Annotated in this window: 14 protein-coding genes and 1 pseudogene; all 15 read right to left on the reverse strand. The window is 60.9% G+C overall.

The annotated features are described in order from the left end of the window. Positions 1-21: 21 nt before the first annotated feature. Positions 22-1,188 carry a type IV secretion system protein VirB10 gene (gene virB10 / locus HV765_RS30355; protein WP_175171962.1) on the reverse strand — a complete coding sequence of 389 codons (1,167 nt, stop codon included), beginning with the start codon at positions 1,186-1,188 and terminating at the stop codon, positions 22-24. Next, positions 1,185-2,003, reverse strand: a complete 819-nt coding sequence (locus tag HV765_RS30360) for a TrbG/VirB9 family P-type conjugative transfer protein (protein ID WP_175171964.1) — start codon at positions 2,001-2,003, stop codon at positions 1,185-1,187. Before HV765_RS30360 ends, virB10 begins: the two co-directional genes overlap by 4 nt. Continuing rightward, on the reverse strand, positions 2,000-2,587 hold the full coding sequence (locus HV765_RS30365) for a hypothetical protein (RefSeq protein ID WP_175171966.1): 588 nt from the start codon (positions 2,585-2,587) through the stop codon (positions 2,000-2,002). The genes HV765_RS30360 and HV765_RS30365 overlap by 4 nt, the downstream gene beginning before the upstream one ends. Before the next feature lie 5 nt (positions 2,588-2,592). Then, the gene (locus tag HV765_RS30370; protein WP_050445746.1) at positions 2,593-3,288 is read right to left on the reverse strand and encodes a VirB8 family type IV secretion system protein; all 696 of its coding nucleotides are present in this window, start codon (positions 3,286-3,288) and stop codon (positions 2,593-2,595) included. A 601-nt stretch (positions 3,289-3,889) separates the two neighbouring features. Next, the gene (locus HV765_RS30375) at positions 3,890-4,783 is read right to left on the reverse strand and encodes a TrbL/VirB6 family protein (RefSeq protein ID WP_050445747.1); all 894 of its coding nucleotides are present in this window, start codon (positions 4,781-4,783) and stop codon (positions 3,890-3,892) included. Continuing rightward, positions 4,783-5,532 carry a P-type DNA transfer protein VirB5 gene (gene virB5, locus HV765_RS30380; protein ID WP_050445748.1) on the reverse strand — a complete coding sequence of 250 codons (750 nt, stop codon included), beginning with the start codon at positions 5,530-5,532 and terminating at the stop codon, positions 4,783-4,785. The genes HV765_RS30375 and virB5 overlap by 1 nt, the downstream gene beginning before the upstream one ends. A gap of 2 nt (positions 5,533-5,534) precedes the next feature. After that, positions 5,535-7,994: a VirB4 family type IV secretion/conjugal transfer ATPase gene (locus HV765_RS30385; RefSeq protein ID WP_175171967.1), complete on the reverse strand. Its 2,460-nt coding sequence runs from the start codon at positions 7,992-7,994 to the stop codon at positions 5,535-5,537. After that, the gene (locus HV765_RS30390; protein ID WP_050445749.1) at positions 7,991-8,392 is read right to left on the reverse strand and encodes a VirB3 family type IV secretion system protein; all 402 of its coding nucleotides are present in this window, start codon (positions 8,390-8,392) and stop codon (positions 7,991-7,993) included. Before HV765_RS30390 ends, HV765_RS30385 begins: the two co-directional genes overlap by 4 nt. After that, positions 8,392-8,721, reverse strand: a complete 330-nt coding sequence (locus HV765_RS30395; protein WP_175171968.1) for a TrbC/VirB2 family protein — start codon at positions 8,719-8,721, stop codon at positions 8,392-8,394. Before HV765_RS30395 ends, HV765_RS30390 begins: the two co-directional genes overlap by 1 nt. Positions 8,722-8,829: 108 nt before the next feature. Continuing rightward, entirely contained in the window at positions 8,830-9,495 is a 666-nt protein-coding gene (locus tag HV765_RS30400; RefSeq protein ID WP_050445751.1) for a lytic transglycosylase domain-containing protein, read from the reverse strand. Positions 9,496-9,498: 3 nt separating this feature from the next. After that, a complete protein-coding gene (locus tag HV765_RS30405) occupies positions 9,499-10,122 on the reverse strand; it encodes a TrbM/KikA/MpfK family conjugal transfer protein (protein ID WP_050445752.1) in 624 nt (207 codons plus the stop codon). Positions 10,123-10,137: 15 nt separating this feature from the next. Then, the gene (locus HV765_RS30410; protein ID WP_175171970.1) at positions 10,138-10,968 is read right to left on the reverse strand and encodes a hypothetical protein; all 831 of its coding nucleotides are present in this window, start codon (positions 10,966-10,968) and stop codon (positions 10,138-10,140) included. 61 nt (positions 10,969-11,029) lie between these two features. After that, positions 11,030-11,674 carry a hypothetical protein gene (locus HV765_RS32010; RefSeq protein WP_254600786.1) on the reverse strand — a complete coding sequence of 215 codons (645 nt, stop codon included), beginning with the start codon at positions 11,672-11,674 and terminating at the stop codon, positions 11,030-11,032. Between the two features lie 555 nt (positions 11,675-12,229). Beyond that, positions 12,230-12,307 (reverse strand): annotated as a pseudogene (locus tag HV765_RS32295) (prepilin-type N-terminal cleavage/methylation domain-containing protein); the annotation flags it as partial. A 66-nt stretch (positions 12,308-12,373) separates the two neighbouring features. Further along, on the reverse strand, positions 12,374-12,722 hold a 349-nt coding region (locus HV765_RS30420; RefSeq protein WP_276529736.1), incomplete at its 5' end, for a type 4 pilus major pilin.

Below are 12,722 nucleotides of genomic sequence, written 5' to 3' on the forward strand. Positions count from 1 at the left end.
TAGCGGCGCGCGACCGCGCTGCTACCGAGCGACGGATCTGAGCGTGTAGACCGAGCTGAAGTCCAGATCTCGAGCGACATAAATTCCCAGCCGGCCGCCCTGGTTGCGGTAAAGCGTCGGCGGGATGTTGATGGTGTTGTCGAGCACGGTGGTTACTGCGTTTGTGGCCGCCTCGCCCGTGGTATTGAACTGGACCTGGCTGTTGTCGCTGCTGCCACGCGAGGTTGCCCACGTACCCAAATCGCTGATCAAGCTGACCATGATGGCTCCGCCGAATCGCTCAGCGAAGTGCGTGTCGATGAAGCCATCCAAGCCTGCCTCACCCAGGGGGCCCGTGCCCGGAGAATCTAGCTGGATGACGACGCCCTTGGGAGTTTCGAGACGTGACCACACTACGCCGACACGCGGCTGGCCTTGTGCCAATACACCTTGCTGATAGCCGATGAATCGCGTCCCCTTGTCGATCAGCACCACGCGGCCGCTCGTCGAGCGGATATCGTGCGGCGCAAAGCAGCTGAGCATGCCCGCCTGCGCAGTCACGAGCTTGGTTTCCTGCACACAATCGATCATTGATCCTTGCGTGATCAACATGTCTCGATTGCCGACCAGGCCAGCCCGAGAAGCGGAGAGCTTCATAGGGGTGAGCTTGCCGGCCATCGGGCCGCTGTCCGCTTCGCGAGGCTCCGGCTGGGATGAGCTTTGCTGAGCAGAGGACTGGTCCCCCTCTCCCTTGGTGTTTCGCAGCCCGCTGCTAAGGCGCCGTTGTGTGACAGCATCGACAGCAACGGTCTCTGCCAGGTTTGAAAGCGTGCCTTTCTGCTCCGTCTTGCCTTCCGGCCCGGGCACCGTGGGCCCCGATTCAGGCGGCTCTGGCGGGGCTGGCGGGGGTGGTGGTGGATCGGGTCGGAGCTTCAGACCGGGAAGCACGTTCTCGATCTTGGCTTGCATCGCCGGTGCGGCCTCTTCGGCGGCAGGCGTATTGAATGCTCGCCAACCCATCGTGGCGATCACCATCAACGCCATCAACGTGATGAGCCACATGAAGGCCTTCGCACCCTGTTGCATCGGCCTTGCAGTACCCGACAGGTCCGGGCGGCCGCGGCCCTCGATCTGCGCCTGGTGCTCTTCGATCTCCGCCACCGCGTCTATGGTTTGACCGGGTTTTTTTCGCCTTTTGAAGAGATTCATGGCGCAGTTTCCTCACGAATGACGCGCTCGACCTGCGGCGAGACGGTACCGGTGGCCAGACTGCGTGTAACGGGCGCCCCGTCGTTGTGGACGGCCAAGACCTGGTTTCCAATACGCAAATGCCAGCGCTTAGCGACCCGATGAAGCACGACGGTCTGCTCGTCCTCCATATGCCGGTTCACGATCACTTCCTGGCCGTCAGCGTCTACGAAATAGATCGCAGGCAGATCCTGGCCAGGAGCAAACCGAAGCCATGTCTGCGCGCCGTCATCCCATGCGGCGACCGGCGCCAGGCTGGTGTCGCCGCTCATCGAATAGGCCTGCCAGTTGATCGCGACGTCGGCAGTCGCCAGATCGCGCTGGACGCGGTCGCGCTCCTCCTGGGCCGCAGATTTTGCCTGCTCCAGTTCGGGATAACGCAGTACCACGCGAAAGACGCCGCCGTTCTTACGCGCCTTTTCATACTTCAGCAGGAACGAGTAGTTTCGCTTGGTGGTGATGTAAAGGAGGTTGGTGTCGGCTTGCTCGACGATGGGCTTGAGCAAGAGGTGCTTGCCCACTTGCTGGAAGTCGTACGCCGCCGAATCGCCAAAGGCGTGCGTCACGTAGTCCTCATCATCGTTCAGTTGGACTTGAGTGGCCACACCAAGCGTTGTATCGACCTGAATGACGTCGGCGGCGTCATAGTCCGTCCAGCGGATTCGCTGATCCTTGGGCGAAGCTGCAGGTCGGTCAAGCGACCAGGCAGGCGCTGCGGCCGCGCAAAGCGCGACCGACAGCACCGCCACGGCCAAAGGCCTGAAGCGGATGTTCATCGGGCGTGTCCCATCTCGAGGTTGCTTTCACGTTGGCGCGCCGACTCGTGCGTACGCTGATGGTCCATCCCCATCCCCGCCTGCTTGTCGTGGTCAGCGTCGCGCACCAGGCCCACGCCGCCTACCGCCTTGAAGGGGTAGCTGATGGCGAGCGCCTCTTCCTTTCCGCTCATCTCAAAGGATCGGTTCAGCGTGTTGCGGGCATGGACGATGAGGTCCCCCGTTTCGTTGTCACGCTGGATCAAGCAGTTTGGCGTTGTGCCTACTATCGGACCCTTGTACTCGCGCCCATCTTCCGGCTGACGGATTTGCCGGTCCTGCTCGCCGTACAGCTCCACGGGCCGACGCGCTTCGCGGATGCGCTCTTCAAAGTGCTTGCCGATACGATCGGCAGCCAAGACAGGCGTGGGAAGACGAAGGTTCGCGTCCTTGTGAAGATGGTCCTTGCAGAGACGCGCGGCGCCGTAGAGATCGCTCTTCGCGTACCGTTCGATGTCGCGCAACAGTGCCGTGCGCTCTGCGTTGCTCATGCGCCCTGCATCTTCGAGGCGGCGGGCGAGTTCGTTGATCTGTGCTTTTTGCATGACGATTACCTCAGCGTTTCGACAGCGGTCGAGTAGGAAATGACTTGAAAGCCCAACGGGTTGTCGCGGATCACGCTTTCCGGCATCGGCGCGTTGACAAACCTGTAGGCGATGGTGGCGATGAACTGCTCAGTGTTAGGTGAGCGCTGGGGGCCCATCTCGCTGCGTGTAAACCGGACCGTGGCGGTCTGGTTGGGTCCCGGAGTGATCGACCGCACGTTGATGACCAGGCGTGTGTGCTCCCCATACTTCTTGTCCAGGGCTTCCCGGCCGGTCCTGGGGTCGTCTTCAAACTTGGCGTGGTACTGCTGTTGCACGTCCGGCGAGCTGAACAGTCCGCAGCGGTCGTACATGTTTTGTAGGGTGCGCCAATCGTAGCCTTCGCACGACAACACGTACTGAGTGACGAAGTAGCGCGCGATCCGAGGGCCATAGTCCTCCTGTGCGTCGCCGAGCTGGGATACGTTTTCCACCTCGCCGGTCGCATCGTTGACCCGCACGACATAAGGTGGCTGGGGCGTGTAGCTCAGCAACAGTGAGGCCAGGGCGCCGACCGCCAGGAACGCCAGCACGAATGCGCTAACTGCCACGCGCCATGCTTTCGCTCTGGATGAAAGGACCTCCGTGAGGAGGTCTTGGTCCAGGCTCCGGTTTCTGTCCAGCTCTTGCTGAAGCGAAAGCTTCGGGTCTTCAAAGGACATGTCGGTCCTCCGATTGCCGAACGAGATTGAGGGGCCGCACGTTTCGTACGGGCGCAAATGGGCGAGCCGCGTCGAGCGCGGCCGAAATGGCGTGCTTCATGGATTCTCCGAAGAGATGAGGGGATTTAAATCAGAGGCGGCTGGCTAACGCGCAGCGCAAATAGAAAGGCACAGCGATTGCTGTGCCTATTGGGCATAAAGGACCGATCGGCCGAAACGGCCAGTGAATGGCAATGCTACTGCCGCGAGTCCCTTGCCCTCGCTTCAGCCGAACGCCTACCTTGTTCGAGGAGATGCTCTTCACGCCAGTCCCATTCGCTCTTCGAACTCGGAGTTGACATCCCAAGTAGGAATAATTGAGATGGCCACTTGAAGCACAGATACCAGAGCGGACGGAGGATCCAGGTCCAGGTCGCTTTGACGAGACTCATCCATTGGAAGGCCGATATCGGTTGCTCCGAGGGAACGGTACTCGTTGCCGACAAGGGGACGTCTCGTCCTATCAGCGGGTTCTGAGTAAGAGCTTTGCCAAGCGGTTTGAGGGGGTCCATCTAGATCCTCGTTCTAATAGTTGGTAGAAGGGATGGCGTGTCAGTCTATCTTAGCCAATCTTACCGATGAAGGGAACAGAGATTCCTCCGCCATTGCCGCCGCCCGTCACTTTGGTGGCCACGACAGACACCTGCTCCAACATAAATTTCGAGCACATCATAAAAAACACGATTGCGGTCAGCATGGAAAATATATTGATCTGGTCAGCTTTCGATAGATCGATTAACCCTTGCTGGAGTTGTCCGAACATTCCCATGATGAACATGAAAACGACCATAAAAAGGCCTGCGTAAATAGCATAGTAGAGGGCCTGGCCGAGCCAGCTGTGGAAGAACTGCTTTGTAGGTTCGAACAGTAGTGCGAGTATGCACAACGGCCCCAAGACGACAACTAAGCCCATCCCAACCTTTACGGTGATTAACACCAGCATCCCAATCGCGCTCATGACCGCTGAGATGATGGTGATGATGACCGAGACAACCACAAAGACAAAGGCCTGAGCGATTTTCTTGATACCGCCCGGCGCGCGCTCTTGCAGTCGCGTGCCTATTTCCGCGCCATTATTCGCCGCGTCGTCCATCATTTCAGACGGGGTCTTGACGGTGCCGGTAAATAGCTTAGCCACGGAAGTAGGCAGGTCCAGCATGGCACCGACAATCTCCTTTTGGTATAGCCCCCCGGTGCCGGCGATGGACACGATGATCGCTATATTGAAGACCCGCCGACACGCATGTAGGACGGGAGTCTGGATCGCCCCGGAGCAGATGAGCCAACCGTACCAGACAAGCGCAACAGACAGGCCAACCGACACGAATGGCAATAGCTTCGCGGTGACGGACGCGACCATTGGCGTGATGACGCTCGTTAGCATCTTAGTCACCGACTGGTCGATCCAGTTTGCGATCCCACCCAGACTGGCCAGACTGACCGCGGTGGTGGCCATTATCTCGCTCCAGGAAGCGGTGCGCGGATTGCACTAAGGCTGAAGGAGCTATCGGCCAGCTTTTCGGCTTGCTGCTCCATCAGGGCTTGCTCGGCCTCAATCTGGCGGGTGAGCATGTCGGCCCGGGTTTGGTCCGCCTGGATGTTCGCCTGCTCGACGAGTAGCCGGGCCTGCAGGTCAGCGATGGCCTTCGGATCTTGGGCCTGATTGATCTTGGCCTGCAGCTGGTCCACCTGCTTGACGCGCGCAGTCATCGCCTTCTGGGTCTGCTCCATCATCGCCTGGCTGCGAACGGCGAGCTTGTCGGCACGGGCGTCCAGGTTCTTTTTGTCCTGTTCGTAGTTGCCAGTTAACCGTTCCTCGCGCTCAATGCGCTCTACAACGTCCGAGATTCCACCCAGACCGCCGTTGGAGGCGCGAAGAATATCCCGGGCGTCTGCCGGCAGCGCATCGCGAATCGCCGGGTTGTTCAGGATGTCGCCGAGGTTGCGCGTGCCCGTGAGCGCTTCGAGTTGCCGTTTCTGGCTTTCAAGCTGGTTCCTGAGAATGGTGATTTGTTCCGCGTACTTGGCCAGCGTCTCGGCGTGCTTGAGAGCGCGGTCCATGATGCTCGCTGCGTCCACGACCGGGATGCCACTCGCGTGGACAGGGGTCAGGGAGTTGGAGAAAAGGACAGCAGCCAGGAATGCGGTAAACCACGCGCGCCGGGCGCGGCTCGGGCGGTGGTTGGGGGTGTGCGTCTGGGACATGATCAGCTCCTTGTCGCCTCTTGGGCGAGCTTGAGGTAGTGGGGCAGCCAGAGGGCGGGGTCGTCACCATGCTTGGCAACTGCCGCTTCGGCGATTTCGGCCAGGTCTTCGGATCCGGAGAACACCAGCAGCGCTTCGGGACATGAGGCGAGGTCCAGTTCGGCCGTGACGGCAGACTCGTTTTGCTTGACGACGAACTGGCGGCTGAACGGCGGCAGATCCTTGACCATCTTGAAGACAGCGGGGGAAAGCTTGAATCCGTCGATGTAGTCCTCAGCAGTGGCCTTGGGATTCTCGAGAAACATGGCGGTCGCGGACTGCTGAATGAGCGAGCGACCCACAGGGTTCTCCAGGATCGCGGCGGGCTCCTGCGTCGCGAAGACCAGGACACCGTTTTTCTTACGGACCGTGCGGCTGGCGTCCTGCATCGACGCCTGGAAGTAAGGCACTTTCAGAGGGTGCTGCACTTCGTCAAAGAAAAGGGCGATTCGCCGCCCGTCCATCATCTGGTCCGTTCGATAAAGCAGGTACGTTATTGCCGCGTCGCGGATCGTGCCTTGTTCGAGGAACTCCGTTAGATCAAAGCCGAATAGGTTATTTGCCGCCAGGTCCAGTTCGTCTTTGGGGTTGTCGAACATCCAGCCATACTCGCCGCCCGCGCACCAGCGTTTGAGGCGTTCTTTCAGGCTCAGTTGACCTTCCGGTGCCGGAGCGGCGGGGAGAAAATTAACCAAGTTCGACAGGCATCGATCCTCCAGGTCGATGTGCTCCACGACGTGGTCGACGGCCTTGGCGATCTGCTTTTGCTCGGAAGCAGTTGGGGGCTCCTCCCCATTTGCCCCCAGAAGCTTGGTCATGCTGGCCATGAATGCAACGTTTGAAGCGGTTTCCGGCAGTTGCAGGTAGTTCCAACCCGTTTTCACGCCCAGGCGCAGCGGGAAGTATTTACCGCCCATCGCCATGACGGTCACCTGCATGCCGCGATCCTTGTCGAACACGATGCCTGTGTAGTTGAACTTGCGTGCCTGGGTGATCAGATGACCCAAGAGAACCGTCTTGCCGGCGCCGGACTGGCCGATGATGGACGTGTTCCCGAGGCGGCGTTTGCCGGTTTCGTCCACGTCCTGAAGCGAGGCGTGAAAGTTCAAGTAGTAAGGCGTGCCGCCCGTCGTCTTGAGCATCGTGACCGCCGGCCCCCACGGATTTCCTGCGGGCTTTCCGAAGAGGTAGTTGTGCATCGAGGAAAAGCTCAAGAAGTTCAGCGAGGTGATCGGTGCCGGGCGAGGGCGCCATTTCCAGTTGCCCGGGAACTGGGCGGCCCACGCGGCCAAGGATGAGCGATCACATAGACGACTGATGATCTCTTCGTCAGCCAGCGCACCGCTGATATTCGCAGCAGCGCGTAGGGCTCCCTCGCTGTCTTCGCCGAACACCTGGATTGTGGCGTGGTGGTCACCCATGACGAACCGACCCGCGGCCAGTTCGTCCCGCGCTTTCTTCAGATCTTCGATCTGGGACGCCGAGTAGTCGCCCGAGTCTTCCAGCCACTTGATCTGGCGTGACAGCGCTTTCAGCCCATCGGGCTTTGACATCGCCCCGAAGGACTGCGATAGCACAAACTCGTGAGGCTGGTTGAGCAGGCAGTTCAGGTGGCCGGCTTTGGTGTTGTTGGAGTACTCCCGAAGTTCCAGCATCACGTAGCGGCGTGTCCAGTCAGGCCCCCGCATCTCGGCGAGTTCGCCATGCGTGGAGAAGAACTGACGACTGGTGGGCAGATAGTTGTACAGGCGCGCGTTCACCAGCGGCACCGGCTGCATCTTGCCGTTGAGCAGGAAGCCGAGGAATTCGGCTGGTTCCGAGAACCGCGATTTCCGGCGCGGAGCCTCCTCGCCGCTCATGTCGTGCGGAGACTCCCGCTCGACAATGGTTAGCAGCTCCGGTGAATAGAGCTTGAGCGATCCGCGAAGTTTGCGGTTGACGTCATCGAGCTCTTCGATCGCCTGGTTCTGCCACGCAAGCGCCGAGCGCGCCGTTCGCTTTTCAAAGTTGGACAGCAAGCGCAGGGCGGGATCGATCTGCGCCCGTGTCAGCACGGTCAAGTACATCTCATTGATCATCGGCGGCTTACCGGCGAAGACCTTGCGATACGCGGCATCGTGATCGCGGGAGAACTGGTCCGGATAGTCGCTTTCGGGATACTCGAACACCCTGCGACGGACAAGGTGCGACCAGATCCCGAATCCCGTTGGGAACCCCCGGAACACGTTGTTGAGCTCCTCGACCCAGCGGTAGTGCTCCTCATCGCTGTAGCCTTGGAAGGTGCGCCCGTCGATGCGCCAGACCGAGAGGTACTCCCAGTCGCGGGTTGCGATGATGGTGGGCGTGACGTGGTGCGAGTAGGGAACGTACGTGCTGACCGGCGGCTCATACGCCGGCAACGTCACGATGGATTGTTGTTTCATCGGTCGTGGACTCCGAGCCAGCGGGCCCATGGGCGCCGCCGGCTGTAGGGTGTTGGCGTGAGGGATATCGCACCCCAAAAGCGCTTGTTCTTAGCCAAGAACTTGGTCTTGACCCAAAGCTCCCAGATCCAGAAGGCGCGGTCGTCATGGCGGCTCAGAATGGCCATCACCGGATAAAGGACGGGAAAGAGCAGCCAGCCCCACAGCGTGAATGAAGCGGCGGTGACGGTCAGAAAGACCAGTCCAGCAAATGCCCGTGTGGGCACTCCCCCGGGGACGGTGGCGACGCGGGTGGCACCTTTGAAAAGGGGGAAGCGATTGGGCGGCACCACTGACCCCACCGCAACTGGGGCGGCTGTAGCTGGGGCTTTGGCCTTTTGCTTGGGCGAGGTGGCCATCAACCGAAGACCAGCTTGATGATGCCCCCGGCGATGGCGCCAGAGAAGACGATGCCCACCGCCCATTGATAGGCGGTCTCCTTGCGAATCACATCGAACGAATAAAGGATGCCAATAATGCCGGCGGAAACAAGGCCGATGACGGGGATGATGAGCCACAGCCAGTCTTTGACCTTCTGCACGGTAGTGGTGGCTTTCTCGAACTGCGCCATCGCCAGTTCCGGTTGCAGCAGGAGGAGTACAGCAAGGGTCGCGTATGCCAGGGCGACAAGTGTGCTGCGGCTCCTGGGCTGCGCGTCGACAGGGGAGATATTGGATGCTGCGGTCATTTGAAACTCCAATGGGTGACGCCACCCGGCTGATAAGCGGGGCGGCATTCGCTGAGGTAGATGAGAGGGCCGGTGTTTAGCGGCTAAACACTGGCGAGGGGTGCGTTTCTACTGCGCCGGCAGGCGCGAGGACGGCGTTGGGATCGGCCTGCCGAATGTGGCATCTGGGCGCGGTTCGAATGCGTCTTTGCGGGGCGCCACAAAAGCGTCGTCGCGGGGCTTCTGAAAGGCATCGGGTTTGGACGGCTTCGGAAGCGGGGGGCTACGCGTCTTGGTGTCAGCATTGGCGGGCGCGCCGCCCTCCTTCACGATGGCCGGTACCGCCAGGCCAGCGCCGGCGATGACCTTGCCGACATACCCATTCCTGAAGCCCGAGGTCAGGTTGCCCGTGTTGTAGCAGCTGAATGCCGCATACAGCGCGTTCTGTCCGGGGCCGTGCAGCTTGGCGGCTCGCTTGTAGCAATCGACGAGGACGCGCTGGGCAGATGCAAGGTTGACGCACGGGTCGAAGATGCTCTCGGGTGTGACACCGAGCCACTTCCAGTTCCGCACATTGATCTGGCCGTAGCCGACGTCGAAATCCACGCCTTTAGCCATCAGATCGCGCACCGCCTGGATTGCCTCCTCCTTGGACTTCGGGCGGATGCTTACATGCGGTTTGGCGTTGACACCAATGGCGAGCGGGTTGAAGGCTGACTCGTGTCGCACTACAGCGCTCAGCGTACTGATATGCACGTCAGGCGCGCATTGCCGGGCGAGGGTGGGAAAGTCCATGCGTCAATTCCCCACCATGCCAAAGCCCGGGCCCTTGCCGCTTTGTTCACGCTCTTTGCGCTCGGCAAGTGCCTTTTGATACTTGGCTAGTTCGCGCTCATAGTCCCGTGGCTCTACCCAGTAGCCCCCGTCAACGGGGGTGCCAACGTAAAGCGGTAGGCCATCGTCAAAAGCTGTGTATTCATGCGCCGCGTACACGTTGCAGTAGCCCGGCCGCTTGTTGCTGATGATCGCGCCACCGTCGTCGTTGCCGCCGCGCCATGTCTGAAGTGCGACGTTCAGCGCAGCGGCGTCGCATCGGCCTGCACCTTGTGAAATGGCGCGGACCAAGTCGCTCATCTCCTTGGAGTCTTCTGATGCGGGGCATAACGATAGAAAATCGCGTCGGGCTTCCAGCGTGTCGGATAGCTTCTTCATGTTGATGCCGAAGTATCGCGACAGGGACGGCGCGCACTCGCTGGGCCGGGTGCCGCTGGACAAGCAAAGAATGGCTTCGCATGCCAGGCGCTTGTCGCCTTCCAGGACGTCACCGACGTCGACACTGGGCGCTCCAGCGGCGTACGCCGGCGTGATGACCGGCGCGAGTGCCAACGCCAGGAGGAGGAGCAGGTGTCGGAGGGGTCGCATATTGGTTCTCCCTAGTTAGTTGCAGATGCCGTAGTTGCCAACATCGATGAGCTGGCCGCGCAAGCGCGTCTCGGTTGTGACCGTGCACCCGCTAACAGACGTGATGTTGACAACGCGCGTAGCGCCTTGGCAGACGTCAGCGTCACCACCGCTTCCTGTGTCGCAGCTGCCGAACAAAGTGGCGGTTCGGTTTCCGTTGGAGAGCTGGCAGTAGCCGGATACGCCCTTGGTCACTGAAGTGCCTGGCGGCATCAGCTGGCCCATCCAGACCCGCGCGGTGTCCCCGGACGTCGTGCCCGAAGCGTGGATGCAGTTCAGTTCGGCAGTGGGGCGATAGATGGTGGCGCCGAACATCGTTCCGTAATTGACTTGCATCTGTGCGGCTATCGTTCCGCCCAAACTGTTGTCGAACGTCTCGCCCGTCTCGTTGCCACGGGCTTTCGCGATCACAACATCGAGTACGCCGCCGGCGCGGGATGCCGTGCAGCTGTCTTGCCACAGCCCCCATCCCTCGTAGGCCACATCGTTCGCGTTGGCTTGTAGAACGTAGTAGGTCCTGTAGCGGACTTGATTGCCGGTGTACCCGGCAGGGCACTGCGAATACTCCGCCTGCGTCTGGGCGATTCGGCACCCGCCGTAGGTCGTGTGCCAGGAGTAGCCACCGACGCAGCCGCCTGGCGGTAGCGGCGCACCTTGGTCGACACGCACGACCATCGTATTCAGATCGGTCTGCAACTGTACGTCTGCCTGTTTCGGGGTAGACGCCTGGCTGACCGTGGGCACGAGCAGCGCGAACAGCAGGGCGAGCAAAGCCCGGCCCTGTCCTCGCGTGGAGGGAAGGAACATGGATATCTCCGATAGATTTGCCGCTCGATATGCGGCCTGGGGGGAAGACCTGCTGGAGGAGCTAGTTCTTGCAGCCTTGAATCACCGAGGCGCGGGCGCCCATGTCTGGGGGTGAAATCACGATCCGGTCGCCGGTGATGCTGGCGCGCTGTGTCATGCGGACGTAGCTATTTCCAGAGTTCTGAAATGTGCCACTGAAGGAGCCGCCGACCGAAACGGCACCCGCTGCATTGACGTAGCCTGAGCCTTGGATGCTGCCGCCGATCGCGCCACCGATGTTGATGTCGCTGCCGCGTGCGGTGGCGTCGGTCGCCTGTAGAGCGACCTGCCGCCAGGGCGTTAGCCCTGCCGGGCATGTGACAGCCGGGATTGCAGCGTCGTTGGGAAGATCGCCGTACGTGCCGGTGATGACGTGGCCGGTTTGGGCGAACCACACGCCACCGGAGCAAACGGCAAGCAGCTTGTTTGCGGTAGACGCGTATAGCCCTTCCGGCGTGCACGCCGAGCCAGGTGCAACGGCCGTGTTGAGCAGTAGGCCTGTGTTGGTCTGAATCGCACCGGCCACCGTCAGGGTGTTGTTGAACGTGACTGGTCGGGTTTCACCGTGGCGGACAAATTGACCGAATGGCGTGGCGCTCAAACCTGCTGCCAGGACGGCGTGGCCGGGCTCTGCGCCGAAGTCGAACCAGCCGCGCGGAATATTCATAAGCGGACCGCGCACATTGGCCCCGCCGTTGGCGTCATGACCCCCGTACCCATCGGACGCCGCCATCACCTTGCCAAGCAGAACTTGATTGAACCGAGCAGCCTTTCCGGCCGGTGCGGTGCAGGTTTCATTGAGTCGACGACTCCGCACATCGCTGATGGGTTGGCAGGTATATACGTAAGCGCCCGTGCGGCAGTTTTCGCCCGGACATGTTCCTTCGCGGACAAGGATGAAGCGGGCGGTTTCTCCGAGGGATGGGAAGCGTGGCGTGCTAGGCGGCAGCAGGCCCAGCGTTGCGAGATCCGCCACACCACCTCGCGCGACCTGGGCTCCCGGGGCGGCGACCCAGCTAAGTGCTGGTGGTGGGGGGTAGGTGCCGGCTGGGGCGCTGCCGATATTCTCACCGCGCAGCCAGGCTTCGTGCTTGACCTGAAGGTCTACTACTGCACCGCGAAGTTGCGCAAGGTAGCGGCCGGTGGATTCCGCAGCGGTCGCGTCGACTTGTCGCTTAAGGGCCGGTCCGCCAAGGACGATGGCGAGCGTGACGAGCGCGATCACTACCATCAGTTCGATAAGCGTGAAGCCAGCCTGGCGGGGTATTGATGGAGGCACGGAAACGTCAGAAGGACACATGGCAGCTTCGTCATCAATGCAATGCCAGGCGAGGCAATGCCACGCCCGGCTCGCGGGTTTACGGACTTATCGCGTGGCGAAGACAAACGTATTGTTGTCACCCTTCACGCACAGGTCTTGAGCAGTTACCGCATTGAAGGAGCCAGGTTCGTTGTTTGTGCCTAGCGTTTTTGCTGCTGTTCCGTTCACACTGATCATCTCGGAGACCGAGTTCAGCGTGGTGGCCAAACCGGGGCAGGCCCTGTGGTTCACATTGGTTAGCGTCAACCCCAGACCGCTGCCCATAGCACCACCCCCGAGAGCCACCGGCCCGATTGTGATGGTTCCGTTCGAGCCCACGCCAGAGCCGCCCAGGCGGTGCGCCACCGTGGCGCCGTTCACCTTGAAGACGGAAGACTCGGCCATTGCAGGCGCC

The organism is Achromobacter kerstersii (genome assembly GCF_902859595.1).
Lineage (GTDB): Bacteria > Pseudomonadota > Gammaproteobacteria > Burkholderiales > Burkholderiaceae_B > Achromobacter > Achromobacter kerstersii.

Bases quoted from the DNA above. Each gene is read 5' to 3' on its own strand.
- HV765_RS30370 (WP_050445746.1), bottom strand. From the start codon at position 3,288: ATGTCCTTTGAAGACCCGAAGCTTTCGCTTCAGCAAGAGCTGGACAGA.
- HV765_RS30360 (WP_175171964.1), bottom strand. From the start codon at position 2,003: ATGAACATCCGCTTCAGGCCTTTGGCCGTGGCGGTGCTGTCGGTCGCG.
- HV765_RS30375 (WP_050445747.1), bottom strand. From the start codon at position 4,783: ATGGCCACCACCGCGGTCAGTCTGGCCAGTCTGGGTGGGATCGCAAAC.
- HV765_RS32010 (WP_254600786.1), bottom strand. From the start codon at position 11,674: ATGAATATTCCGCGCGGCTGGTTCGACTTCGGCGCAGAGCCCGGCCAC.
- HV765_RS30385 (WP_175171967.1), bottom strand. From the start codon at position 7,994: ATGAAACAACAATCCATCGTGACGTTGCCGGCGTATGAGCCGCCGGTC.
- virB5 (WP_050445748.1), bottom strand. From the start codon at position 5,532: ATGTCCCAGACGCACACCCCCAACCACCGCCCGAGCCGCGCCCGGCGC.
- HV765_RS30405 (WP_050445752.1), bottom strand. From the start codon at position 10,122: ATGCGACCCCTCCGACACCTGCTCCTCCTCCTGGCGTTGGCACTCGCG.
- HV765_RS30400 (WP_050445751.1), bottom strand. From the start codon at position 9,495: ATGGACTTTCCCACCCTCGCCCGGCAATGCGCGCCTGACGTGCATATC.
- HV765_RS30390 (WP_050445749.1), bottom strand. From the start codon at position 8,392: ATGGCCACCTCGCCCAAGCAAAAGGCCAAAGCCCCAGCTACAGCCGCC.
- HV765_RS30395 (WP_175171968.1), bottom strand. From the start codon at position 8,721: ATGACCGCAGCATCCAATATCTCCCCTGTCGACGCGCAGCCCAGGAGC.
- HV765_RS30365 (WP_175171966.1), bottom strand. From the start codon at position 2,587: ATGCAAAAAGCACAGATCAACGAACTCGCCCGCCGCCTCGAAGATGCA.
- HV765_RS30410 (WP_175171970.1), bottom strand. From the start codon at position 10,968: ATGTTCCTTCCCTCCACGCGAGGACAGGGCCGGGCTTTGCTCGCCCTG.
- virB10 (WP_175171962.1), bottom strand. From the start codon at position 1,188: ATGAATCTCTTCAAAAGGCGAAAAAAACCCGGTCAAACCATAGACGCG.